This is a genomic window from Klebsiella sp. V115_8, from assembly GCF_029967715.1.
Lineage (GTDB): Bacteria > Pseudomonadota > Gammaproteobacteria > Enterobacterales > Enterobacteriaceae > Klebsiella > Klebsiella quasipneumoniae.
The window spans coordinates 15,871-39,325 of sequence record NZ_JASCAR010000002.1 but is presented as its reverse complement, the minus strand read 5'-3'; the positions used below and the strand labels follow the sequence as shown (position 1 = coordinate 39,325).

23 protein-coding genes are annotated in these 23,455 nt (G+C 58.5%); 8 read left to right on the top strand and 15 right to left on the bottom strand.

All coding sequences use genetic code 11. The features are described from left to right. From pabC to yceD, 9 genes are all read right to left on the bottom strand, one after another. Nucleotides 1-810: an aminodeoxychorismate lyase gene (pabC, locus tag QLG03_RS02430; protein WP_023289139.1), complete on the bottom strand. Its 810-nt coding sequence runs from the start codon at nucleotides 808-810 to the stop codon at nucleotides 1-3. A 125-nt stretch (nucleotides 811-935) separates the two neighbouring features. Further along, a complete protein-coding gene (gene fabF, locus QLG03_RS02425) occupies nucleotides 936-2,177 on the bottom strand; it encodes a beta-ketoacyl-ACP synthase II (protein ID WP_002900666.1) in 1,242 nt (413 codons plus the stop codon). 89 nt (nucleotides 2,178-2,266) lie between these two features. Next, nucleotides 2,267-2,503: an acyl carrier protein gene (acpP, locus tag QLG03_RS02420; protein WP_000103754.1), complete on the bottom strand. Its 237-nt coding sequence runs from the start codon at nucleotides 2,501-2,503 to the stop codon at nucleotides 2,267-2,269. Between the two features lie 210 nt (nucleotides 2,504-2,713). Beyond that, nucleotides 2,714-3,448, bottom strand: coding sequence for a 3-oxoacyl-ACP reductase FabG (gene fabG / locus QLG03_RS02415; RefSeq protein WP_002899294.1), 735 nt, complete (start codon nucleotides 3,446-3,448; stop codon nucleotides 2,714-2,716). A 12-nt stretch (nucleotides 3,449-3,460) separates the two neighbouring features. Next, entirely contained in the window at nucleotides 3,461-4,390 is a 930-nt protein-coding gene (gene fabD / locus QLG03_RS02410; protein WP_048334680.1) for an ACP S-malonyltransferase, read from the bottom strand. A 15-nt stretch (nucleotides 4,391-4,405) separates the two neighbouring features. Next, nucleotides 4,406-5,359, bottom strand: coding sequence for a beta-ketoacyl-ACP synthase III (locus QLG03_RS02405; protein WP_002899288.1), 954 nt, complete (start codon nucleotides 5,357-5,359; stop codon nucleotides 4,406-4,408). A gap of 53 nt (nucleotides 5,360-5,412) precedes the next feature. Then, complete coding sequence (gene plsX, locus QLG03_RS02400) at nucleotides 5,413-6,510, bottom strand: phosphate acyltransferase PlsX (RefSeq protein ID WP_255987965.1); 1,098 nt, start codon at nucleotides 6,508-6,510, stop codon at nucleotides 5,413-5,415. Nucleotides 6,511-6,713: 203 nt separating this feature from the next. Further along, nucleotides 6,714-6,887 (bottom strand): 50S ribosomal protein L32, encoded by a 174-nt coding sequence (rpmF, locus tag QLG03_RS02395; RefSeq protein ID WP_000290724.1) that lies wholly within the window; start codon nucleotides 6,885-6,887, stop codon nucleotides 6,714-6,716. A 16-nt stretch (nucleotides 6,888-6,903) separates the two neighbouring features. Next, complete coding sequence (gene yceD / locus QLG03_RS02390; protein WP_017900733.1) at nucleotides 6,904-7,425, bottom strand: 23S rRNA accumulation protein YceD; 522 nt, start codon at nucleotides 7,423-7,425, stop codon at nucleotides 6,904-6,906. Nucleotides 7,426-7,566: 141 nt separating this feature from the next. On the opposite strand from yceD, the gene QLG03_RS02385 reads away from it, so the two are divergent. Next, on the top strand, nucleotides 7,567-8,151 hold the full coding sequence (locus QLG03_RS02385) for a nucleoside triphosphate pyrophosphatase (RefSeq protein ID WP_023289135.1): 585 nt from the start codon (nucleotides 7,567-7,569) through the stop codon (nucleotides 8,149-8,151). A gap of 37 nt (nucleotides 8,152-8,188) precedes the next feature. Here the strand turns inward: QLG03_RS02385 and rluC are convergent, their stop codons facing one another. Further along, complete coding sequence (rluC, locus tag QLG03_RS02380) at nucleotides 8,189-9,142, bottom strand: 23S rRNA pseudouridine(955/2504/2580) synthase RluC (protein ID WP_012542245.1); 954 nt, start codon at nucleotides 9,140-9,142, stop codon at nucleotides 8,189-8,191. Nucleotides 9,143-9,841: 699 nt separating this feature from the next. On the opposite strand from rluC, the gene rne reads away from it, so the two are divergent. Continuing rightward, nucleotides 9,842-13,075, top strand: coding sequence for a ribonuclease E (gene rne, locus QLG03_RS02375; RefSeq protein WP_255987228.1), 3,234 nt, complete (start codon nucleotides 9,842-9,844; stop codon nucleotides 13,073-13,075). Nucleotides 13,076-13,115: 40 nt separating this feature from the next. Here the strand turns inward: rne and QLG03_RS02370 are convergent, their stop codons facing one another. Beyond that, the gene (locus tag QLG03_RS02370) at nucleotides 13,116-14,144 is read right to left on the bottom strand and encodes a LysR family transcriptional regulator (RefSeq protein WP_072096710.1); all 1,029 of its coding nucleotides are present in this window, start codon (nucleotides 14,142-14,144) and stop codon (nucleotides 13,116-13,118) included. A gap of 16 nt (nucleotides 14,145-14,160) precedes the next feature. Here QLG03_RS02370 and QLG03_RS02365 point away from each other — a divergent pair, with 16 nt between their 5' ends. Next, complete coding sequence (locus QLG03_RS02365) at nucleotides 14,161-15,375, top strand: MFS transporter (RefSeq protein WP_255987227.1); 1,215 nt, start codon at nucleotides 14,161-14,163, stop codon at nucleotides 15,373-15,375. A gap of 54 nt (nucleotides 15,376-15,429) precedes the next feature. Here the strand turns inward: QLG03_RS02365 and murJ are convergent, their stop codons facing one another. From murJ to rimJ, 4 genes are all read right to left on the bottom strand, one after another. Continuing rightward, nucleotides 15,430-16,965 carry a murein biosynthesis integral membrane protein MurJ gene (gene murJ / locus QLG03_RS02360; RefSeq protein WP_023289131.1) on the bottom strand — a complete coding sequence of 512 codons (1,536 nt, stop codon included), beginning with the start codon at nucleotides 16,963-16,965 and terminating at the stop codon, nucleotides 15,430-15,432. 111 nt (nucleotides 16,966-17,076) lie between these two features. Then, the gene (locus QLG03_RS02355) at nucleotides 17,077-17,988 is read right to left on the bottom strand and encodes a Gfo/Idh/MocA family oxidoreductase (RefSeq protein ID WP_072096704.1); all 912 of its coding nucleotides are present in this window, start codon (nucleotides 17,986-17,988) and stop codon (nucleotides 17,077-17,079) included. 15 nt (nucleotides 17,989-18,003) lie between these two features. Continuing rightward, the gene (locus tag QLG03_RS02350; RefSeq protein ID WP_023289129.1) at nucleotides 18,004-18,657 is read right to left on the bottom strand and encodes a YceH family protein; all 654 of its coding nucleotides are present in this window, start codon (nucleotides 18,655-18,657) and stop codon (nucleotides 18,004-18,006) included. A gap of 9 nt (nucleotides 18,658-18,666) precedes the next feature. Continuing rightward, on the bottom strand, nucleotides 18,667-19,251 hold the full coding sequence (gene rimJ / locus QLG03_RS02345; protein WP_017900738.1) for a ribosomal protein S5-alanine N-acetyltransferase: 585 nt from the start codon (nucleotides 19,249-19,251) through the stop codon (nucleotides 18,667-18,669). A gap of 228 nt (nucleotides 19,252-19,479) precedes the next feature. Between rimJ and mdtH the strand changes: the two genes are divergently transcribed. The 5 genes from mdtH (at nucleotide 19,480) to bssS (ending at nucleotide 23,417) form a co-directional block, all read left to right on the top strand. Continuing rightward, entirely contained in the window at nucleotides 19,480-20,688 is a 1,209-nt protein-coding gene (gene mdtH, locus QLG03_RS02340; RefSeq protein ID WP_274578619.1) for a multidrug efflux MFS transporter MdtH, read from the top strand. A gap of 113 nt (nucleotides 20,689-20,801) precedes the next feature. Then, nucleotides 20,802-21,362: a lipoprotein gene (locus tag QLG03_RS02335; RefSeq protein ID WP_004204546.1), complete on the top strand. Its 561-nt coding sequence runs from the start codon at nucleotides 20,802-20,804 to the stop codon at nucleotides 21,360-21,362. Nucleotides 21,363-21,487: 125 nt separating this feature from the next. Continuing rightward, nucleotides 21,488-22,534, top strand: a complete 1,047-nt coding sequence (pyrC, locus tag QLG03_RS02330) for a dihydroorotase (protein WP_023289126.1) — start codon at nucleotides 21,488-21,490, stop codon at nucleotides 22,532-22,534. A gap of 73 nt (nucleotides 22,535-22,607) precedes the next feature. Next, nucleotides 22,608-22,859 carry a DNA damage-inducible protein I gene (gene dinI, locus QLG03_RS02325; RefSeq protein WP_023289125.1) on the top strand — a complete coding sequence of 84 codons (252 nt, stop codon included), beginning with the start codon at nucleotides 22,608-22,610 and terminating at the stop codon, nucleotides 22,857-22,859. A 303-nt stretch (nucleotides 22,860-23,162) separates the two neighbouring features. Continuing rightward, entirely contained in the window at nucleotides 23,163-23,417 is a 255-nt protein-coding gene (gene bssS, locus QLG03_RS02320) for a biofilm formation regulator BssS (RefSeq protein WP_023289124.1), read from the top strand. Nucleotides 23,418-23,455: the final 38 nt, after the last annotated feature.

Genomic DNA, 23,455 nt, shown 5'->3' with positions numbered 1-23,455 from the left:
CTAACCAGACAGCTCACACAAAGGGGCTAAAAAATGGTAAAGCTCGCGAGAGGACCAGACGGTCTCCTCCCAGCGACGAACCGGCACCAGCGGCATAAGCGCATTGCAGATCAGCACTTCATCGGCCTCCCGCAACGTCTCGGGACGCGCTGTCACTTCGACAACGCGAAACGTCGATGGTGCCAGCTGCGCGATACAACGCTGCCGCATTATGCCGTTGACCCCGGCATAATCGAGTCGCGGAGTAAAGACATCCCGTCCCTGACGCCAGAATAAATTCGCGGCACAGCATTCCGTAAGCCACCCGTCACTGTCAAGGACCAGCGCCTCATCGGCGTCCGTCTGTTCAAGATGAGAGCGGATCAGCACCTGCTCCAGACGGTTAAGATGCTTCAGACCGGCCAGCCAGGGGTTGCGCCCCAGGGTCACCGGGCTCCGGGTCAGGGTAATGCCCTCCTCCCGCCAGCGCGCGTAGTGCGCCGGAAGCGAAGAGACGCTCAGAATGCGGGTGGGCGACGCGCAGCCCGCCGTGCTGTATCCCCTCCCCCCGACGCCGCGGGTGAGGACCACCTTAAGCACACCCTGGGCGTGCGGCCGAGCCAGACGCTGCATCTCGTCGCTCAACGTCAGCCAGTCGTCAAATGGGATGCGTAATTTTTCGCAGGTCGTCTGCAAACGCTGCAGATGCGCGTCCAGTAACGCAACCTGCCCGTGCTGTATACGGGCGGTGGTAAAACAACCGTCGCCAAACTGGACGGCGCGATCGTTCGCCGCCAGCGTGTCCTGTTCAACGCCATTTATCAAGAACATAAAGGACTCCTTTTCACAGGTCGGTGAGTGTCTCAGGACACGGAGCAGAGGACAAGCGGAGAAAGCCGAATAAAAAAGGCCCGACGAACGGGCCTTTTGTTAAAGCAGTACCGGGGCAAGCCCTGTCACACTTTTTTGAAGATCAGCGAACCGTTAGTGCCGCCGAAGCCGAAGGAGTTGCACAGGGTGTACTCCATACCGGAAACCTGACGCGCTTCGTGCGGAACGAAGTCGAGGTCGCAGCCCTCATCCGGGTTGTCGAGGTTGATCGTCGGCGGAACCGCCTGATCGCGCAGCGCCAGGATAGAGTAAATCGACTCTACCGCCCCTGCCGCGCCCAGCAGATGCCCGGTCATGGATTTGGTGGAGCTCACCAGTACGCGGCTCGCCGCATCGCCGAAGACAGACTTAACCGCCTGAGCTTCCGCTTTATCGCCAGCCGGCGTCGAGGTGCCGTGGGCATTGACGTAGCCGATTTGGCCCGGTTCGATGCCCGCATCGCGAATGGCATTCACCATCGCCAGCGCGGCGCCCGCGCCATCTTCCGGCGGTGACGTCATGTGGTAAGCATCGCTGCTCATGCCGAAGCCGACGATCTCGGCGTAGATTTTCGCGCCGCGTTTTTTCGCATGCTCGTACTCTTCCAGCACCACCATGCCCGCGCCGTCGCCCAGCACGAAGCCGTCGCGATCTTTATCCCACGGACGGCTTGCCGCCTGCGGGTTGTCATTGCGCGTGGAGAGCGCCCGCGCTGCGCCAAAGCCGCCCACGCCAAGCGGGGTACTGGCTTTTTCCGCACCGCCTGCCACCATCGCATCGGCATCGCCATAGGCGATGATGCGCGCAGCCTGACCGATGTTGTGCACGCCTGAAGTACAGGCGGTCGCGATGGAGATACTTGGTCCACGCAGACCAAACATGATGGTCAGATGCCCGGCCACCATGTTAACAATTGTGGAGGGAACGAAGAATGGGCTGATCTTACGCGGTCCGCCGTTGACCAGCGAACTGTGGTTTTCTTCGATCAAGCCGAGGCCGCCAATACCGGAGCCGATCGCGGCGCCAATACGGGTAGCATTCTCTTCCGTCACTTCAAGGCCAGAATCCTGCATGGCCTGAACGCCAGCGACAATTCCATATTGAATGAAGGCATCCATCTTGCGCTGCTCTTTGCGCGAGATGATGTCATCACAGTTAAAATCCTTTACTAAGCCAGCAAATTTCGTTGCATAGGCGCTAGTATCGAAATGGTCGATCAGGCTGATGCCACTCTGACCGGCAAGGAGAGCTTTCCAGGTAGACTCTACGGTATTGCCGACAGGAGACAACATGCCCAGTCCGGTCACAACTACACGACGCTTAGACACGTTTGTCCTCCAGGGAGGGAAAATAGATTCTTGTGGGACAAAAAAAAGATAAAACTCAGGCGGTCGAATGACCGCCTGGAGATGTTCACTTACGCCTGGTGGCCGTTGATGTAATCAATGGCAGCCTGAACGGTGGTGATTTTCTCAGCTTCTTCGTCCGGAATCTCAGTATCAAACTCTTCTTCCAGAGCCATTACCAGCTCAACGGTGTCAAGAGAATCAGCGCCCAGGTCTTCAACGAAGGAAGCATTGTTGGTAACTTCTTCCTGCTTAACGCCCAGCTGCTCGCCGATAATTTTCTTAACGCGTTCTTCGATAGTGCTCATACTCTTAAATTTCCTATCAAAACTCGCTTTCGCGATGGTTTTCGTAGTGTATAAAATGTTGAAAAATTTGCAACTAAATCCCGGCAGGTCTTACCACGATTTTGCGCTATTTTGAGGCCGTTTGCCCTAAGAACGCAAATCTTTTCGCACAAAACCGCACACAGAACCGTGCGAAGTGCGCGGTTCCTGAACGTTTTGCACAAATCTCGGTCAGACCATGTACATTCCGCCGTTGACGTGCAGGGTTTCACCAGTGATGTAACTTGCTTCGTCAGAGGCTAAAAATGCCACCGCGCTGGCGATTTCATTTGGGGTGCCAAGGCGCCCCGCAGGAACTGCCGCCAGCGTACCCGCACGCTGCTCATCGGTCAGCGCACGCGTCATGTCCGTTTCAATAAAGCCCGGAGCAACAACGTTTACAGTAATACCGCGTGACGCAACTTCACGCGCCAGTGATTTACTGAAGCCGATCAGACCCGCTTTCGCCGCAGCGTAGTTGGCCTGACCCGCATTTCCCATGGTACCAACCACAGAACCGATAGTGATAATACGTCCATGACGCTTTTTCATCATAGCGCGCATTACCGCTTTTGACAGACGGAAAACCGATGACAGGTTGGTTTCGATAATATCGTTCCACTCGTCATCTTTCATGCGCATTAACAGGTTGTCGCGAGTGATCCCGGCATTATTAACCAGGATATCCACTTCGCCAAACTCTGCGCGCACATTTTCCAGAACAGATTCAATAGATGCCGGGTCGGTCACATTCAACATCAGACCTTTACCGTTGGCGCCTAAATAGTCGCTGATCGCCTGCGCGCCGCTTTCGCTGGTCGCAGTACCGATAACTTTCGCGCCGCGGGCGACGAGCGTTTCAGCGATGGCGCGGCCAATACCGCGGCTTGCACCGGTAACCAGCGCGATTTTTCCTTCAAAACTCATGGTTTTCCTCTTTTATTGCTCAAGCGCCGCAGACATCGCCGCCGGCTCGTTAAGCGCGGAAGCGGTCAGGGTGTCAACAATACGTTTGGTCAGGCCGGTGAGGACTTTACCCGGGCCAACCTCATACAGATGCGTGACGCCCTGAGCAGCCATAAACTCAACGGTTTTGGTCCACTGAACCGGGCTATACAGCTGGCGTACCAGCGCGTCGCGAATGGCGTCCGGCGCGGTTTCGCACTTCACGTCGACGTTATTTACCACCGGAATCGTCGGCGCGTTGAAGGTGATGTTCTGCAGCTCAAGCGCCAGTTTTTCCGCAGCGGGCTTCATCAGCGCACAGTGGGAGGGCACGCTCACCGGCAGCGGCAGCGCGCGTTTAGCGCCCGCGGCTTTACAGGCGGCGCCTGCGCGTTCGACGGCCTCTTTGTGACCAGCGATAACCACCTGTCCCGGGGAATTGTAGTTCACCGGAGAGACGACCTGCCCTTCGGCCGAGTCTTCACAGGCTTTGGCGATAGCCGCGTCGTCCAGACCGATAATCGCTGACATGGCGCCGGTACCTTCCGGTACGGCTTCCTGCATGAATTTGCCGCGCAGTTCAACCAGGCGAACGGCGTCAGCGAAAGCGATAACGCCCGCGCAAACCAGCGCGGAGTATTCGCCAAGGCTGTGGCCTGCCAACAGTGCCGGCGCTTTGCCGCCCTGCTGCTGCCAGACGCGGTACAGCGCCACGGAGGCGGTCAGCAGCGCCGGCTGGGTCTGCCAGGTCTTATTCAGTTCTTCTGCCGGGCCCTGTTGCGTCAGCGCCCACAGATCGTAACCCAACGCTGCGGAAGCTTCACCGAAGGTCTCTTCAATGACCGGCCAGGTCGCCGCCATATCGGCCAGCATGCCTACGGCCTGAGAGCCCTGTCCCGGGAACACAAAAGCAAATTGCGTCATGTTTAAATCCTTATACTAAAAACGAACCAGCGCGGAACCCCAGGTGAAACCGCCACCAAAGGCTTCCAGCAAAATCAGCTGCCCACGTTGAATGCGGCCATCGCGGACGGCCTCATCCAGCGCGCAAGGGACTGACGCCGCGGAGGTGTTGCCATGGCGGTCGAGGGTCACTACGACGTTATCCATCGACATGCCCAGTTTCTTCGCCGTCGCGCTGATGATCCGCAGGTTTGCCTGATGCGGCACCAGCCAGTCCAGCGCTGAACGTTCAAGATTGTTCGCGGCCAGCGTCTCATCAACGATATGCGCTAACTCGGTGACCGCCACTTTGAAGACTTCATTACCGGCCATCGTCAGATAGATCGGATTTTCCGGATCGACGCGATCGGCGTTCGGCAGGGTCAGCAGTTCGCCATAGCTACCGTCAGCATGCAGATGCGTCGAGATAATGCCAGGCTCTTCGGAGGCGCCCAGCACCACCGCGCCGGCGCCATCGCCGAAAATAATAATCGTCCCACGATCGGCCGGATCGCAGGTGCGCGCCAGCACATCAGCGCCAACGACCAGCGCATAATCCACCGCGCCGTTTTTCACATACTGATCGGCGACGCTCAGCGCATAGGTGAAACCGGCGCAGGCGGCCGCGACGTCAAACGCCGGGCAGCCTTTGACGCCCAGCATAGACTGAATCTGGCAAGCCGAACTCGGAAACGCGTGCGTGCCGGAGGTGGTCGCAACGATGATCAGACCAATTTGCTCCGCGGACACGCCCGCCATCGCCAGCGCCTGCTTTGCGGCTTCAAAGCCCATCGTAGCAACTGTTTCATGCGCTGCGGCAATACGACGCTCACGGATACCTGTGCGGGTGACAATCCACTCGTCAGAGGTCTCTACCATTTTTTCCAGGTCGGCGTTTGTACGCACTTGCTCGGGCAGATAGCTGCCGGTACCAATAATCTTCGTATACATGTACGCTCAGTCACTCTTGGGTAATATACCCGCCTCGTTCAACCGCCGCGGCGTCAGTGGTGTCCATTCGTCCCGCTTTGCTGTCGGGCGTTCACGTCACTGTCGCTTTCCGGCAGCTTGAAACCAGCTGGGTATAAAGATTCCAGGCGCGCGGCGATCCGTTGAGGAATTTGCCGCTGCACCGCCTGCACTGCCTGCTCTATCGCGACGCTAAAGGCGCGCTGATTGGCAGCACCATGACTCTTGATCACGGAACCGCGCAATCCTAACAGACAGGCGCCATTATACTGGTCGGGGTTGAGGTGACTGAATCGCCTCGCCAGGCTTTTTTGTAACCAACGTTTTAGTAACAGCAGCCACCACGACCGTTTTTTGCCCTCTCCCTGAGATTTCAGCAGTGAAAGGAACATTCTGACAACACCTTCCATGGTTTTTAATGTGACGTTGCCCGTGAATCCGTCACAAACCAGCACATCGGTTTTTCCGGTCAACAGTTCATTGGCTTCAAGATAGCCGATGTAGTTGAGGGAAGGCAGCGTTTTGAGCACTGCGGCAGCATCGCGGATGCTGCTGAGGCCTTTCATCTCTTCTTCGCCGATGTTCAGCAAGGCGACGCGTGGATTGGCAATGCCGACCACCTCTTCCGCCAGCACCGCGCCCATCACCGCGAACTGCACCAGCATCGTGCTGTCGCAGTCGACGTTGGCGCCGAGATCCAGCACCACGGTTTTGCCCTTCTGCTGGTGTGGCAGAACCGTCACCAGCGCCGGCCGCTCAATACCTTCAATCGGTTTGAGCAGCAGTTTCGCCAGGCCCATCAGCGCGCCGGTGTTGCCGGCGCTAACGCAGGCTTCCGCCCGCCCTTCTTTCACAAGCTCCAGCGCCACGCGCATTGAGCTTCCGCGACTGCTGCGGATAGCCTGTGCGGGTCGCGCATCACTGGCAATAACTGACTGCGCAGGAATAATCTGCAGACGCGAACGTTGTTCGAAGTCAGCTTTGGCGAGTAATGGCGTGATGGCGTCGGGATCGCCGACTAAAAGAAGTGTGAGTTGCGAATTAGAGTTCAGTGCCTGCAGTGCTGCAGGCACTGTCACGGATGGGCCGAAATCGCCCCCCATGACATCTAACGCCAGGGTTAGACGTGTCAAGGTATCGTCGCTGCCCGGTTCGGTGATTCCCCAGTTGCCCGGGGAGTCCTCACTAAGCTTCATCACGCTGGCACCCGCGAATTTTCACGCTGCAGACGCAACAATCCGGGCATTGACGCTTCTGGTTACCGGGTTAACCGAGTGTCCAGGTACGCGCACGCCCGCCATGGCCTGCAACGGGAAATCCTGCGAGTATCGCGTGATTACTTAGCGATAACCTTGCGACCGCGGTAGAAACCGTCGGCAGTGATGTGGTGACGCAGGTGTTTCTCACCAGAAGTTTTGTCTACAGACAGGCTGGTGACTGCGGTCAGCGCGTCATGGGAACGACGCATGCCACGTTTGGAACGGGTTGGTTTATTCTGTTGTACGGCCATGGACCTTACTCCTCAATTACTTACGCTTTAAGCTGGCTAATACGGCAAATGGGTTTGGTTTTTGTGCCTCTTCAGGCAGTTCGCCAAAGACCATGTCCGCGTCGGACACTTCACAGTGTTCAGAATCATGCACCGGAACTACGGGCAGGGAGAGGATAATTTCATCCTCGACCATTGCCTGCAGGTCGATTTCACCGAATTCGTTAACCTCAATCGGCTCATACGCTTCCGGTAGTGCTTCGGCCTGTTCGTCATTTCTGACGGGGCTAAAACAATACGTGGTGTGGACGTGATGGGAGAACGGTTTCCCGCAACGCTGGCATTCGAGGGTTACCGTTACCTTCGCATCGCCTGTAATGACGGCGAGACGCTGGTTATCGATAGCGAACGACATGCTGCATTCCACATCGCTGTCCACGCTGACTACAGAATCGGCTACACGTTCAACCTGATCGCGGGCATAGATGCCTTCGTAATCAAGGCGTTTTTGAGCCGTGCGTACCGGATCAAGAGTCAGGGGTAATTTTACCTTTTGCATAGGGCGCGCATATTAACTTTGTAATGTCATAGAGTCAAAGAAAAAGGCAGCCTCAGGTTGCCTTTTGCCATTTATTCGCACACATTGCGGCGCATAGTTTAAGATGATGCTCTGCGAAGCGCTATATGTGGATGAAAAAATATGTCTGAACTTATCCTGGCGTCAACCTCTCCCTGGCGGCGCATGCTGCTGGAAAAACTGGGATTACCGTTTGAATGCGCGGCGCCTGACGTCGACGAAACGCCCCGTCCTGAAGAATCCGCGCGTCAGCTTGTCACCCGGCTGGCGCAGGCCAAAGCGCAGAGCCTGGCCTCGCGCTACCCCAATCACCTTATTATAGGCTCCGATCAGGTTTGCGTACTGGACGGTGAGATCACCGGTAAACCGCACACCGAGGAAAATGCTCGCAGGCAGTTGAGAAAGGCCAGCGGGTCAATCGTCACCTTTTATACCGGCCTGGCGCTGTATAACTCCGCCAGCGGTCATCTGCAAACCGAATGCGAGCCCTTTGACGTCCACTTCCGCCATCTCAGCGATAAAGAGATCGAAGGCTATGTGCGCAAAGAGAACCCGCTGCAGTGCGCCGGGAGTTTCAAGAGCGAGGGGTTAGGCATTACGCTGTTCGAACGGCTGGAAGGTCGCGATCCGAATACGCTGGTCGGGTTACCCTTAATCGCGCTGTGTCAGATGCTGCGCCGCGAAAACGACAACCCGCTGTTAGGCTAAGGCCAAAAAAACGGCGGAACTGATTCCGCCGTTGCGCTTATTTGCTCTTCCGTAGCACCTGTAAACAGTGCTTCAGCTGGTTATCCAGCGGCGCCTCAACGCGCATCACCTCCCCGCTCCCCGGGTGGGTAAACTTCAGCGCAGCAGCGTGGAGGAACAGGCGGTTTAAGCCGGTACCTGAGAGTTGCTTATCAAATTCGCGGTCGCCATAGCGGTCGTCAAAGGCGATAGGATGGCCGGCATACTGGGTATGAACGCGAATCTGATGGGTGCGCCCGGTGACCGGACTGCAGCGCACCAGCGTGGCGAATTCATAACGCTCTTCCACTTTAAAGCGCGTCTCTGACGGCTTGCCTTCCTGACTCACGCGGACAATTCGCTCCCCGCTCTGCAGAATGTTCTTCAATAGCGGGGCCTGCACTACTTTGGTATGCGACTGCCACTGGCCGCGCACCAGCGCCAGATAGTCTTTCTGCATGCCTTTATCGCGCAGTTGCTCGTGCAGCGAACGCAGCGCCGAGCGCTTTTTCGCCACCAGCAGCACGCCTGAAGTATCGCGGTCGAGTCGATGCACCAGCTCAAGGAAGCGCGCCTCCGGGCGCAGGGCGCGCAACCCTTCAATCACCCCGAAGCTCAGGCCGCTGCCGCCATGTACCGCAGTGCCGGAAGGCTTATTGAGGACCAGAATATGATCGTCTTCATAGAGGATCACCTCAGAGAGCGCTGCGACTTTCTGTAGATGCGGCGATACCGCCTCTTCTTCACGCTCCGCCACGCGCACCGGCGGGATACGGACTTCATCGCCCGCTTCCAGCTTATACTCCGGCTTCACGCGTTTTTTATTCACCCGCACCTCGCCTTTACGCAGGATGCGATAAATCATGCTCTTCGGTACGCCTTTCAATTGCGTACGCAAAAAGTTGTCGATACGTTGCCCCGCTTCATCAGCAGCAATGGCAACCATTTTTACGGTTGGGGTCTCAGTTTTCATGGTGCGCGATTCTAAATAGCCGGACGCATTAGCGCCACTCATTTTTATATGCTTATATTTATCATTATCCTGTTTTCACGGTTTGCCTGACCGCCATATTGTTTGTTATTAGAACAATCTGTATGGGCAGGTGATAAAACTGTGAGTAACCGGGTGATAAAAGGTGAAAGTCAACTTGCTATAACAAGGTTAGCAATGGAATAATGAGACCGTTTTCCGTATTGCATCTTGTTAGAACAAGACATTAGCGGAATGACCAATTTTGTCTGACCGATCGCCCACGCAGCAATGGCGTAAGACGTTGTGATCTTTCAGACAGTTAGCGGGCTGCGGGTTGCAGTCCTTACCGGTACAGGCTCTATGGATTTCAAGTCGCAGGAAGGCGTCAACTCCGGGACTCCCGGGAGCTCATCTGGATCAACCGATCGAGGTGAGCAGGTTAAGCCATCATGCCTGCAACGCGAAAGACGACGAGTATAAATGGAATATTCTCTGGTGATACATCCCAGGCTGTTCCCCTGAATAATTGCGCTGTGTTTCCGTTTGAAACACAGGCGACCGACACTCTGCGCCTCTTAAGCGCGCGACAACCGTGAGGTTGGCGACGTGAACCAGACACGAGGCCATCGGTTTTCCCCCGGAAAGGCATTACTCTGCCCGCAGCTTAGTCGTCAATGTAAGAATAATGAGTAAGTTACGATGAAAAGAATGTTAATCAACGCAACTCAGCAGGAAGAGTTGCGCGTCGCCCTTGTTGATGGGCAGCGCCTGTACGACCTGGATATCGAAAGCCCCGGGCACGAACAGAAAAAAGCGAACATCTACAAAGGCAAGATCACCCGCATTGAACCCAGCCTTGAAGCCGCGTTTGTTGATTACGGCGCCGAGCGTCATGGTTTCCTCCCCCTCAAAGAAATCGCCCGCGAATACTTCCCCGCCAACTACAATGCGCATGGTCGTCCTAATATCAAAGACGTACTGCGTGAAGGTCAGGAAGTTATCGTGCAGATTGATAAAGAAGAACGCGGCAACAAAGGCGCTGCGCTCACCACCTTTATCAGCCTGGCGGGCAGCTATCTGGTACTGATGCCGAACAACCCGCGCGCGGGGGGAATTTCCCGCCGTATCGAGGGCGACGACCGTACCGAACTGAAAGAAGCGCTGGCGAGCCTGGAGCTTCCGGACGGCATGGGCCTTATCGTTCGCACCGCTGGCGTCGGCAAATCCGCCGAAGCCCTGCAGTGGGACCTGAGCTTCCGTCTGAAACACTGGGAAGCGATTCAGAAAGCCGCGGAAAGCCGTCCGGCGCCGTTCCTGATCCACCAGGAAAGCAACGTTATTGTACGCGCCTTCCGTGACTACCTGCGCCAGGATATCGGCGAAATCCTGATCGATAACCCGAAAGTGCTTGAGCTGGCGCGCCAGCATATCGCCGCGCTGGGTCGTCCGGATTTCAGCAGCAAAATCAAACTGTACACCGGTGAAATCCCGCTGTTCAGCCATTACCAGATCGAATCCCAGATTGAGTCCGCCTTCCAGCGTGAAGTCCGTCTGCCGTCCGGTGGCTCTATCGTCATCGACAGCACTGAAGCGCTGACCGCTATCGATATCAACTCCGCCCGCGCTACCCGCGGCGGCGATATCGAAGAGACGGCGTTCAACACCAACCTCGAAGCGGCTGACGAGATTGCCCGCCAGCTGCGTCTGCGCGACCTCGGCGGCCTGATCGTTATCGACTTTATCGATATGACTCCGGTTCGCCACCAGCGCGCCGTGGAGAACCGTCTGCGCGAAGCCGTCCGTCAGGACCGGGCGCGCATTCAGATCAGCCATATCTCGCGCTTCGGCCTGCTGGAGATGTCCCGCCAGCGCCTGAGTCCGTCGCTGGGCGAATCCAGCCACCACGTCTGCCCGCGCTGCTCCGGCACCGGCACCGTGCGTGATAACGAATCGCTGTCGCTCTCTATTCTGCGTCTGATTGAAGAAGAAGCGCTGAAAGAGAACACCAAAGAAGTTCATGCCATCGTTCCGGTACCGATCGCCTCCTATCTGCTGAACGAAAAACGTGCCGCGGTGAGCGCTATTGAATCCCGTCAGGGCGATGTGCGCGTGATCATCGTGCCAAACGACGAAATGCAGACGCCGCACTACTCCGTCCTGCGCGTGCGCAAAGGTGAAGAGACCTCAACGCTGAGCTACCTGCTGCCGAAGCTGCATGAAGAAGAGATGGCGCTGCCGGGCGACGATGAGCCGGCAGAACGGAAACGTCCGGAACAACCGGCCCTGGCCGCTTTTGTCATGCCTGACGCGCCGCCGGCCCCGATGCTCGAAGAGCCAGCCGCCGCGCCTGTCGCCGCAGCGACCCCGGTCGCGGCCGCCGCACCGGCGCAGCCTGGCCTGCTCTCGCGCTTCTTCAGCGCGCTGAAGAATATCTTCTCTGGCGCCGAAGAGGCCAAACCGGCTGAAGTTCAGGTCGAGAAGAAAGCGGAAGAAAAACCAGAGCGTCAGCAGGAGCGCCGTAAACCGCGCGCCAACAACCGCCGCGATCGCAACGACCGTCGTGACAATCGCGACAATCGTGATAATCGCGACAACCGTGATAACCGCGACGCGCGTGCCGAGAATAACGAAGGCCGTGAACCGCGCGAATCGCGTGAAGAGAACCGTCGCAACCGTCGCGAGAAGCCGTCGCAGAACGTGGAAGCCCGTGATGTTCGCCAGACCTCAGGTGACGACGCGGAAAAAGCGAAATCTCGTGACGAGCAGCAGCCGCGCCGCGAACGCACCCGCCGCCGCAATGACGACAAACGTCAGGCGCAGCAGGAAGCCAAAGCGCAGACACGCGAAGAGCCGGTAGTGCAGGAGACGGAGCAGGAAGAGCGTGTGCAGACCCTGCCGCGTCGTAAACCGCGCCAGCTGGCACAGAAAGTACGCGTCGAGTCCGCTGTCGTTGAGCAGGTTGCCGAGATCGAGCCAGAAGCCGTAGTGGCGGAAGTTATCGCTCCTCGCAGCGAGCCGGTGAAAGCCGAGCTGCCAGCAGTCGTGGAGAGCGTGGCGGACCAGGACGAAAATGGCGAATCCCGTGAAGCGAACGGTATGCCGCGTCGTTCACGTCGTTCCCCGCGTCACCTGCGCGTCAGCGGTCAGCGTCGTCGTCGCTATCGTGACGAACGCTATCCGACCCAGTCGCCAATGCCGCTGACCGTGGCCTGCGCATCGCCGGAGATGGCTTCCGGTAAAGTCTGGATCCGCTACCCGGTGGTTCGTCCGCAGGACCAGCAGCCGGAAGAGGTTCAGGTTCAGGACGACAACGTCGTGGAAACCGTCGCGGCCGTCGCGGCCCCGGTTGCCGTCGTTGAAACCGTTACCGCTGCGCCGGTCACCGTCGAGCCGGCAACCATGGAGCCGGTTACCGCTGAGCCTGTGGTCGTCGAGCCGGTCGCGGCCGCCGAGCCGGTGGTCGTTGATGCTGCGGAAGTTGTCGCGCCAGCAGCCGTCGAGCCTGCGCCGCAGGAGCTGGTCACCGAAGCGCCGGCTGTCGAAGCGCCTCAGGCTATCGCGCCAGTGACGATCGACGCCGAGCCGGTGGTGGTAGAACCTGAAGTGGTGGAAACGGCGCCTGTCGTTGAAGCGCCAGTGGAAACCATCGCCCCGGCGGCGGAAACTGTGGTTGAAGCACCGGTTGTCGAAGCAGCGCCTGTCGAGCCGGTCAAAGCCGAGCCACCGGTGAGCAAGCCGGTAGTGGTGGCGAGTCATCGCCATGCCACCGCGCCAATGACCCGTGCGCCAGCGCCGGACTATGTCCCGGAAGCACCGCGCCACAGCACCTGGGTGCGGCCGCCATTCGCCTTTGAAGGTAAAGGCGCCGCCGGCGGTCATAGCGCGACCCATAAAGCCACCGCTGAACCGACCCGCCCACAGCCCGTCGAGTAAGCGTGCTAAATAAAAAAACCGGCCTCCTGGCCGGTTTTTTTTATGCGCTTTGCGGAGGCTGCATGCCGGCGAGGTCCGGCATGATCTCCCGCATCAGGTCGAGGAACTTACGCAGCCGCGTCGGATAATAGCGCGCCCAGGGATAGACCAGATGGACCGGCAGCGAGGCGGGGCGCCACTGCGGGAACAGCTCTGTCAACCTTCCGGCGGCAAGATCTTCCGCCACCGTCCAGCTGGACACCATCGCCACCCCCAGACCCGCCAGCGCGGTATTGCGCGCGACGTACAGGCTGTCGGTGCTCAGACAGGGGGTAATCGCCGTGGAGACGATCTGCCCGCTTACCTGATGTCGGAGCCGTACCTCATGCTGATAAAAGGTGTTAATGGCGATCCACGGCAGGCCGGATAACGCCTCCAGCGAGGTTAACGGCGGGTACTTCGCCAGCAGTTCAGGAGAGGCCACCACGCAGCGCGGCACTTCCGCCAGCAGCACGGAGACCGTGGCCGGATCCACCTCCGCCCCCACGCGGATGGCGCAGTCGATATTATCGCTGAGAAAGTCGACAGTATTATCATTCAGCATCCACTCCACCGACAGCTGCGGATGACGCTGGAGAAAGGCGACCAGCGGCCCCAGCAGCTGCTGCTGGCCAAAAGCGTGCGGTGCCCTCACCCGCAGCACCCCTACCGGCCGATCGTCGGCAATACGCAGGTCATCTTCCAGCGCCAGCCAGGCATCCACCAGCTGGCGAGCGTGACGGTAGCAGCGTTCGCCATCGTCAGTGAGCTTCATCGCATGGGTGGTACGCAGGATCAGCTTGACCCCCAGCAGCCCTTCAAGGGACTGCAGGCGGCGGCTGACGGTCGCCTGAGTGGTATCCATCTGTCCCGCCGCGGCGGAGAGAGACCCGGTCTCCACAATGCGGATATAAGTGCGCATCAGCTCAATGCGGTCTATACGCTCCTGTCTTTTCATTCTTCTTTTGCCTATACGTGCTACGTATAACCGTTTTACCACCAGCCCGGCTACCGCGCCAGCCGCGTTCAGGGAAAAATAGCCCCATCGCATACACGAGGCACTGATCATGACACCGACTTCTCTTTCCGCCCGCGACGCAGGCTGGATTATCTTCATTCTCGCGCTCGGCGCTGGCTTTAGCGTCGCCTCTATCTACTACGCGCAGCCGCTGCTGCCGTTGATGGGCGCCAATCTCCACCTGACGGTAGAAGGTATGGGTCTGGTCCCTACCCTGACGCAGGCGGGTTATGCGCTCGGCATTCTGTTCCTGCTTCCGCTCGGCGACCGCCACGATCGCCGCCGGCTGATCCTGGTGAAAAGCGCGCTGCTGGCGCTCCTGCTGCTGCTGTGCAGCCTCACCGGCCAGCTCAGCTCACTGCTGGTGGTTAGTCTGCTGATCGGTATGGCGGCGACCATGGCGCAGGATATCGTCCCGGCGGCGGCGATCCTCGCCCCGGCGGGCAAGCAGGGAAAAATGGTGGGCACGGTGATGACCGGGCTGCTGCTGGGGATCCTGCTTTCCCGGACGGTCAGCGGCGTGGTGGGCGCAGTGTTCGGCTGGCGGGTGATGTATCAGGCGGCGGCGGTCAGCGTGGCGCTGATTGGCCTGGTGATGTGGCGGGTGCTGCCGCGCTTCGCCATTCACTCGACGCTGAGCTATCCGCAGTTGATGGCCTCGATGGCGCATCTGTGGCAGCGTTACCCGGCGCTACGCCGCGCTGCGCTGGCTCAGGGGGCGCTCTCTGTCGCCTTCAGCGCCTTCTGGTCGACGCTGGCGGTGATGCTCTCCGAACACTATCACATGGGCAGCGCGGTAGCGGGCGGCTTTGGTATCGCCGGGGCCGCCGGGGCGCTGGCCGCGCCGCTGGCCGGCGGACTGGCCGATAAATTTGGCGCCGGTAAAGTGACGCAAATGGGGGCGGCGCTGGTCACCGTCTCCTTCGCCCTGATGTTTATACTGCCGCTGCTGCCACTGCACGCCCAACTGGCGCTGATTGCCCTGTCGGCGATTGGCTTCGACCTTGGCCTGCAGTCAAGCCTGGTGGCGCATCAGAACCTGGTGTATGGCCTTGAGCCACAGGCCCGCGGCCGCCTGAACGCTCTGCTGTTTACCGTGGTCTTCATTGGGATGTCGCTGGGGTCGGTGCTGGGCAGCAAGCTTTACGTACTGGCCGGCTGGAACGGGGTGGTTACCCTGGCGGTGGTCAGCGGGGCGATCGCCCTGGCGATCCGCTTGCTGGAGAATGCCCGTATCGTTGCAGCCGAACGCCGCGCATCATAAAAAAAACCCGCTTCGCCTGAGGCGAAGCGGGTTCATCTATTCCCATTCAAGCGCTTACGCTGTACGACGGGCAAACTCTTTCACGCGGAAGCCCAGCAGCAGCAGCGTGGCGAAATAAGCCACCACTCCGGCGATCACCACCACCAGCAGACGCATCAGACGGAACGGCATCGTCCCCAGCGACCACTCCGGCATGAGATGCATGACGCCCAGCAGCGCCGCGGCCATGACCAGCACCGCAGCAATCAGACGCAGCAGGAAGGCCAGCCAGCCCGGTTGGGGGGTGAAAATTTTCTGTTTACGCAACTGCCAGTAAAGCAGCGCAGCGTTCAGGCAGGCCGCCAGACCGATGGACAGCGACAGACCCGCATGCTTCAGCGGGCCGATAAACGCCAGGTTCATCACCTGGGTCATAATCAGGGTGACAATGGCAATCTTGACCGGGGTCTTGATGTCCTGACGGGAATAAAACCCCGGCGCCAGCACCTTCACCACGATAAGCCCCATGAGCCCCACGGAATAAGCCACCAGCGCGCGCTGGGTCATCGCCGCATCAAAGGCGCTAAATTTGCCGTACTGGAACAGGGCCACGGTCAGCGGTTTAGCGAGGATCCCCAGCGCCACCGCGCTCGGCAGCGCCAGCAGGAAGCAGAGACGCAGCCCCCAGTCCATCAGCCGGCAATACTCGTCATGATTACCGCTGGCGAAGCTTTTTGACAGCGAGGGCAGCAGGATAGTGCCGAGCGCCACCCCCAGAACACCGGACGGAAACTCCATCAGGCGGTCGGCATAGTACATCCACGACACCGATCCCGACACGAGAAACGAAGCGAAGATGGTATTGATGATAAGGGAGATCTGGCTTACCGACACGCCGAGGATCGCCGGGCCCATCTGCTTCACCACCCGCATCGCGCCGGCATCTTTCAGATTGATGCGCGGCAGGACCAGCATGCCAATCTTCTTCAGGTGCGGCAGCTGGTAGGCCAGCTGCAGCACGCCGCCGACCGTGACAGCCCAGGCCAGCGCCAGCACCGGCGGATGGAAGTACGGCGCGGCAAACAGCGCAAAGCCAATCATGCTGACGTTAAGGAACGTCGGCGCAAAGGCCGGCACCGAGAAGCGGTTCCAGGTATTGAGGATCGCCCCCACCAGCGAGGCCAGGGAGATCAGCAAAATATAGGGGAAGGTAATGCGCAGCAATTGGGTGGTCAGCGCAAATTTATCGGCGGTATCAGCAAACCCGGGGGCGGTGATGGTGATCACCCACGGCGCCGCCAGCATCCCGATAACGGTGACGATCGCCAGGGCCAGGGTCAGCAATCCGGAGACATACGAGACAAACACCCGGGTGGCATCTTCGCCCTGCTTGCTTTTATATTCGGCAAGGATCGGCACAAACGCCTGCGAGAAGGCGCCTTCGGCAAAAATACGCCGCAGCAGATTAGGCAGTTTGAAGGCGACGAAAAAGGCGTCGGTCGCCATCCCGGCGCCAAAAATGCGCGCCACAATCGCATCGCGGGCAAAGCCCAGCACGCGCGAAAACATGGTCATCGAACTGACGGCCGCCAGTGATTTTAAAAGGTTCATTACGCTGTTATTCCAAACCCTGGAGTAAAACGCCCGCAAATGCGGGCGCTGGAAAGTGGCGATAGTCTACCGGGTTCAACATGAATTACTACTGTCAGTTGTTACAACGGATTATTCGCTGATGGCGTCGCGCCAGAGTTTGTCGACCACCCGCTGAGCCAGCAGCGCCTGTTCGCCTGCAGTTTCAGGAACGGTCTGATTTTGCACGCATTCGATAAAATGGCGCGCGCAGCCGACAAAGCCGCGCTGCTCCAGGGTGGTTTGCCAGCCGGCGACCGGGCGCTGGACCACGCCGTGACCGCACTCCTCCTGCCATTCGCGCATCTCGCTGACGGCATATAGCCCGCCATCCGTCACCGCCTGCACCCACTCGCGCTGGCTGCCTGCGCGGCGGTGCATGCTGGTGGTGACCTGCAGTCGGGGCGAACTGAACTGGTGTTCGGCATAGAGCATCTCGCCCTGCGGAGTGATCTGTAGCGCGCCACCGCGCAGACGCGCCTGACCGTCGGCCAGCCATAGCGCGGTATCCACCACGTGCAGATAGTCATCAAGCAGGGTAAAGCGCAGATCGTTGCCCACGCTATCGCTGCGGTGCTTATCCATCCGCAGCGAGGCCGCCTCGCCCAGCCGTCCCTTCAGCTCCCGATAGAGCGGCGCGAAGCGTCGATTGAAACCGACCATCAGCGTCAGACGCCGCCGCGCCGCCAGCTCGACCAGCATCTCCGCCTCACTCAGCTTGTCCGCCAGCGGTTTGTCCACGCAAACATGAACCCCGGCATTCAGCAAATGATTCACCACTTCATAATGTGAAGCCGTCGACGTATGGACAAAAACCGCATCGCACTGCGCCGCCAGAGCATCCAGTGATTCAGCGTAGGGGATCCGCCAGGTTTCGCAGACCCGCAGCGCCTTCTCTTTTCCCGGCGACCAGGCCGCCTGCAGCGTCCAGCTTTCCGCCGCCCCCAGCACCGGCAGCCACGCTTTCTGCGCAATGCCGCCTAAGCCAACCACTCCGATGCGCAATCTTGTCCCCACGTTTTAGTCCCCCAGATGGTGTAACAGCGAATCGAGGCGCGCTTTCAGCTCCGCCACCTCGCCTTCCAGCGCTTCAACCCTGGCTCGCAGATCGTCATCCTCTTCCAGCGGCGCGAGTGCTTCCACCGTCGTGATCAGCGTGTCCATCTCGTCGCAAAACAGATGCATATAGCGGCTTTCCCGTTTTCCCGGCTCCCGGGGCAGACGGGCAACGAAGGGACCATCTTCGCGGGTCGCCAGACCTTCCAGCACGCTTTCCACTTCCGCCATATCGCTGAACTCATGCATCCGCTGCGCCCGACTGCGTAATTCACCCGGCGTCTGGGCGCCGCGCAGCAGCAGCGTCGTCACCACCGCCACCTCGCCGGCGCTGAGCTTCAGATCGCCAAATTCGGAGTTGCAAAAGCGCTGCTCATACTTGGTTACCCGATTGCCGAATCCGCTGACCGTGCGCAGATAGTGGCGTTTCACCAGAGTATCCAGCAGCGTCTGGACCTCGCCTTCGCTCAGCGACATCACCGGCTCGCGGTTGGTTTTCTGATTGCAGGCGGTCACGACGGCGTTCACCGACAGCGGATACTGCTCGGGCGTGGTGACCTGCTTTTCCAGCAGACAGCCAATGACGCGCGCTTCATGCGCGGTTAACTGATATTTCATCCTCTCTCCTTAACGTCCCGCTGACCAGTCCGGCGTCGTTAGCGCCGTCAATACATGGTCACGCCACTGCCCGTCGATCAGCAGGTAATCTTTGGCGTAACCCTCTTTTTCAAACCCCAACCGCGCCAGCAGCGCGCCGCTGCGCTGATTATGCGGCATATAGTTGGCCATAATGCGATGAATATGCTGCGTACGCTGCATATAGCGAATCGCCGACGTCAGCGCTTCAAACATCAGCCCCTGCCCCTGCCACTTCTCGCCAATAGAGTAGCCGAGATAGCAGGCATGGAATGATCCACGCACCACGTTGGAAAAGTTCGCCACGCCGACGATCTCCTTTTCCTCCGGATCGAGCAGCGCGAAATAAAAAGCAGACCCCTGTTTATGAAACTCGGCGATCATCGACAGACGCGCCTGCCATCCGGAAGGATAGCAGTGGCTGTCGTCACGAACCGGCTCCCAGGGTTTTAAGAACGCCTTATTCTCGGCGTAATAATCGGCCAGACGCCAGGCGTCACGATCGTGAACCAGGCGCACCACCAGCCGGTCCGTCGTCAAACGCACCTTCGGCACGTTACTGCGATAGCCAAACATTTCCTTTTCAGTCCCCCTGACTTCATTCTTGCTGCCCTCACTATACCTGTCCTGCGCGACGGTGTGAAAACAGCAACATACCATTTTCTGCGCCATCTCCTCTTTTCGATGAATAGCCTCAATCGAACTTGCATTTTGATAAAAAAATATTGTCGCAAGGGCGCTGGGAAAAGCAGCAGATTGCCCGCAGAATATCCACGCTTATCTCTATTTTTCCCTGGAGGGGAAATGTCCCGCGTCTCGCAGGCAAGGAGCCTGGGTAAATATTTCCTGTTAGTCGATAACATGCTGGTCGTGTTGGGCTTTTTTGTCGTCTTCCCGCTGATTTCCATCCGCTTTGTCGATCAGATGGGCTGGGAGGCGCTGATGGTCGGCATCGCGCTCGGCCTGCGCCAGTTGGTGCAGCAGGGATTAGGTATCTTTGGCGGCGCTATCGCCGACCGCTTCGGCGCCAAACCGATGATCGTCACCGGTATGCTGATGCGCGCAGGCGGCTTCGCGGCGATGGCCGTCGCCCATGAGCCGTGGGTGCTGTGGTTCTCGTGCATACTTTCCGGGCTCGGCGGCACGCTGTTCGATCCGCCGCGGGCGGCGCTGGTGGTTAAGCTGGTGCGCCCGCATCAGCGCGGCCGCTTTTTCTCCATCCTGATGATGCAGGATAGCGCCGGCGCGGTGATTGGCGCGCTGCTGGGCAGCTGGCTGCTGCAGTATGATTTCCGCCTCGTGTGCAGCGCCGGCGCCGCGCTGTTTATCGCCTGCGCGGCATTTAACGCCTGGTATCTGCCGGCATGGAAGCTCTCGACGGTGAAAACGCCGATCCGCGAGGGGCTGGGCCGGGTGCTGCGGGACAAGCGCTTCGTCACCTATGTCCTGACGCTGACGGGCTATTACATGCTGGCGGTGCAGGTGATGCTGATGCTGCCGATCATGGTGAATGACATCGCCGGCTCGCCGGCCGCCGTGAAGTGGATGTATGCCATCGAAGCCACCATTTCGCTGACCCTGCTCTATCCCATTGCCCGCTGGAGCGAAAAACGTTTTCGCCTTGAGCACCGGCTGATGGCCGGTCTGCTGGTGATGACTCTGGCCATGCTCCCCATCGGCATGACCAGCAGTTTGCAACAGCTGTTTACCCTGATCTGCCTGTTTTACATCGGCTCCATCATTGCCGAACCCGCCCGGGAGACGCTGGGCGCCTCGCTGGCGGACGCCCGGGCGCGCGGCAGCTATATGGGCTTCAGCCGCCTGGGGCTCGCCTTTGGCGGCGCGCTGGGATATGCGGGCGGCGGCTGGCTGTTCGATGCCGGTAAGGCCGCGGGTCAGCCCGAGCTGCCGTGGCTGATGCTCGGGGCCATCGGGGTTATCACCTTCCTGGCGCTGTGGTGGCAGTTTAGTCCGAAACGCTCTGCCTCCGGCATGCTGGAGCCGCGGACCTGATGCGCGCGGCGGCGGTTTCTCCTGCTTTCAGCCTATTCTGCTGGTATCGAGGGTGCTGACAGGTCATGATGCTTTGTGTCAGGATGAATGAAGATATGAGCCAGAGGACCCCCATGAAAAAGATTTTGATCGCCGCCGCGCTGATTGTCAGCGGCCTGCTGAGCGGCTGTAATCAGCTGACCCAATACACAGTAAGCGAGCAGGAGATTAACCAGGCCCTGCAGAAGCGAAACCATTTTGCCAAAGATATTGGTCTGAAAGGCGTTGCCGACGCCCATATCGAACTGCAGAACCTCACCAGCGCCATCGGGCGCGAGGAGCCGGGCAAAGTCACGCTGACCGGGATCGCTAACGTCGACCTGAACTCCCTGTTCGGCACGCAGAAAGCGACGATCGATCTGAAGCTCAAAGCGCTGCCAACCTTTGACAGAGAGAAAGGCGCCATCTTCCTGCAGGAAATGGAGGTGGTGGATGCCAAAGTGGCGCCCGAGAAACTGCAGTCGGTCATTCAGGCCCTGCTCCCCTATCTGAATCAGTCGCTGCGCAGTTACTTCAGCCAGCAGCCTGCCTATGTCCTGCGTGAGGACGCCAGCACCGGTGAAGCGCTGGCGAAGAAATACGCCAAAGGCATAGAGGTGAAGCCGGGCGAGATTGTCATCCCCTTTACCAATTAATCTCCAGGGCGCCGCGGCGCCCTCAATTTTTTACGGAAATGAGTGCAAAGGAAAACGTTTACGCTTATCCTTAGTGCCCGGCAAAAAACAGCCCTGATGACTGAACCTATTAGCCGGAGCCTTCCATGACAGCACAATCCCAGGTATTGAAAATCCGCCGCCCAGACGACTGGCATATCCATCTGCGTGATGACGATATGCTGAAAACCGTCGTGCCTTATACCAGTGAGTTTTATGGCCGGGCGATCGTGATGCCGAATCTGGTGCCGCCTGTCACCACCGTCGCGGCGGCTATCGCCTATCGCCAGCGCATTATGGACGCCGTCCCGGCCGGGCACGATTTTACCCCGCTGATGACCTGCTATCTGACAGACTCCCTCGACCCGGCGGAGCTGGAGCGCGGCTTTAACGAAGGCGTGTTCACCGCCGCCAAGCTTTACCCGGCCAATGCCACCACCAACTCCAGCCACGGCGTCACCAGCACCGACGCCATTATGCCGGTGCTGGAGCGGATGGAAAAACTGGGGATGCCGCTGCTGGTACATGGCGAAGTCACCCACGCCGAGATTGATATTTTCGACCGCGAAGCGCGCTTTATTGAAACCGTGATGGAGCCGCTGCGCCAGCGCCTGCCCGGCCTGAAGGTGGTCTTTGAGCATATCACCACCAAAGATGCCGCCGAGTATGTGCGTGACGGCAATGAACTGCTGGCGGCCACTATCACCCCGCAGCATCTGATGTTCAACCGTAACCATATGCTGGTCGGCGGTATTCGTCCTCACTTGTACTGCCTGCCGGTACTCAAACGCAATATTCATCAGCAGGCACTGCGCGAACTGGTCGCCAGCGGCTTTAGCCGCGTCTTCCTTGGCACCGATTCCGCGCCGCACGCCCGCCATCGTAAGGAAGCCAGCTGCGGCTGCGCCGGCTGCTTCAACGCCCCGACCGCCCTCGGCAGCTACGCCACCGTGTTTGAAGAAATGAACGCTCTGCAGCACTTTGAGGCCTTCTGCTCGCTGAACGGCCCGCGCTTTTACGGTCTGCCGGTCAATGAAAGCTATGTTGAACTGGTGCGTGAAGAGACGACCGTCGTCGACAGTATTGCGTTGCCCAATGACACCCTGGTGCCGTTCCTGGCAGGTGAAACCGTCCGCTGGACCATGAAGCGATAAAAAACGCGGCCCCCTGTTGTCAATGCTCACCAGATACTGTATAAATAACCAGTATCAAACACAGGGGGCAATTATGCGCATTGAAGTCTCTATCGCCAAAACGACCGCCTTACCCAACGGCGCGCTGGAAGCGCTGAATAACGAACTCTCTCGCCGTATCGCCGAACAGTTCCCGGCCATCGACAGCCAGGTGAGCGTCCGCTACGCCACGGGCAATCAGCTCTCGGTGTTCGGCGGCCTGAAAGAAGACAAAGACCGGATAAGCGAAATCCTGCAAGAAACCTGGGAAAGCGCGGACGACTGGTTTGTCCACGACCTCTCCTGAAGCATGGCGGGATCCAGTTACTCTGGTTTGCTCCCTCATTGTGCTTTTCTTTGCCGGGTCGCCCCGGCTTTTTTATCCTCTTCTCATGTTCAGAATATTCCTGATTATTCTGCTTAATATCGACTAAAATGGCCGTTTTGCACGCTTATCTTGAGCAAAAAAGCGGCAAAACAAGAAAATCATGCTGCCTTTCATTTAATTTCTCGAGTTTATTCTTGATCCCTGATATAATTAACTTGCTTCAAAAAACATGCATTAAACCTCGAGAATTGTTGTCTTTTAACATATGAATAAGGGGTTATGATGGAAAAAAATAATGAAGTCATTCAGACCCATCCCCTCGTCGGATGGGACATCAGCACCGTTGATAGCTACGATGCGCTGATGTTGCGCCTGCACTACCAGAACCCCGCTCAAGAAAACAGTCATGATGCTGAGATAGGCCAGACGCTATGGCTAACGACGGACGTCGCACGTCAGTTTATTTCAATCCTGGAAGCAGGCATTGCGAAAATTGAATCTGGCGAATACCAGGAAAACGAGTACCGCAGACATTAACGCGGCACGCGGAATGACTTAACAATAAGCTTAACAGG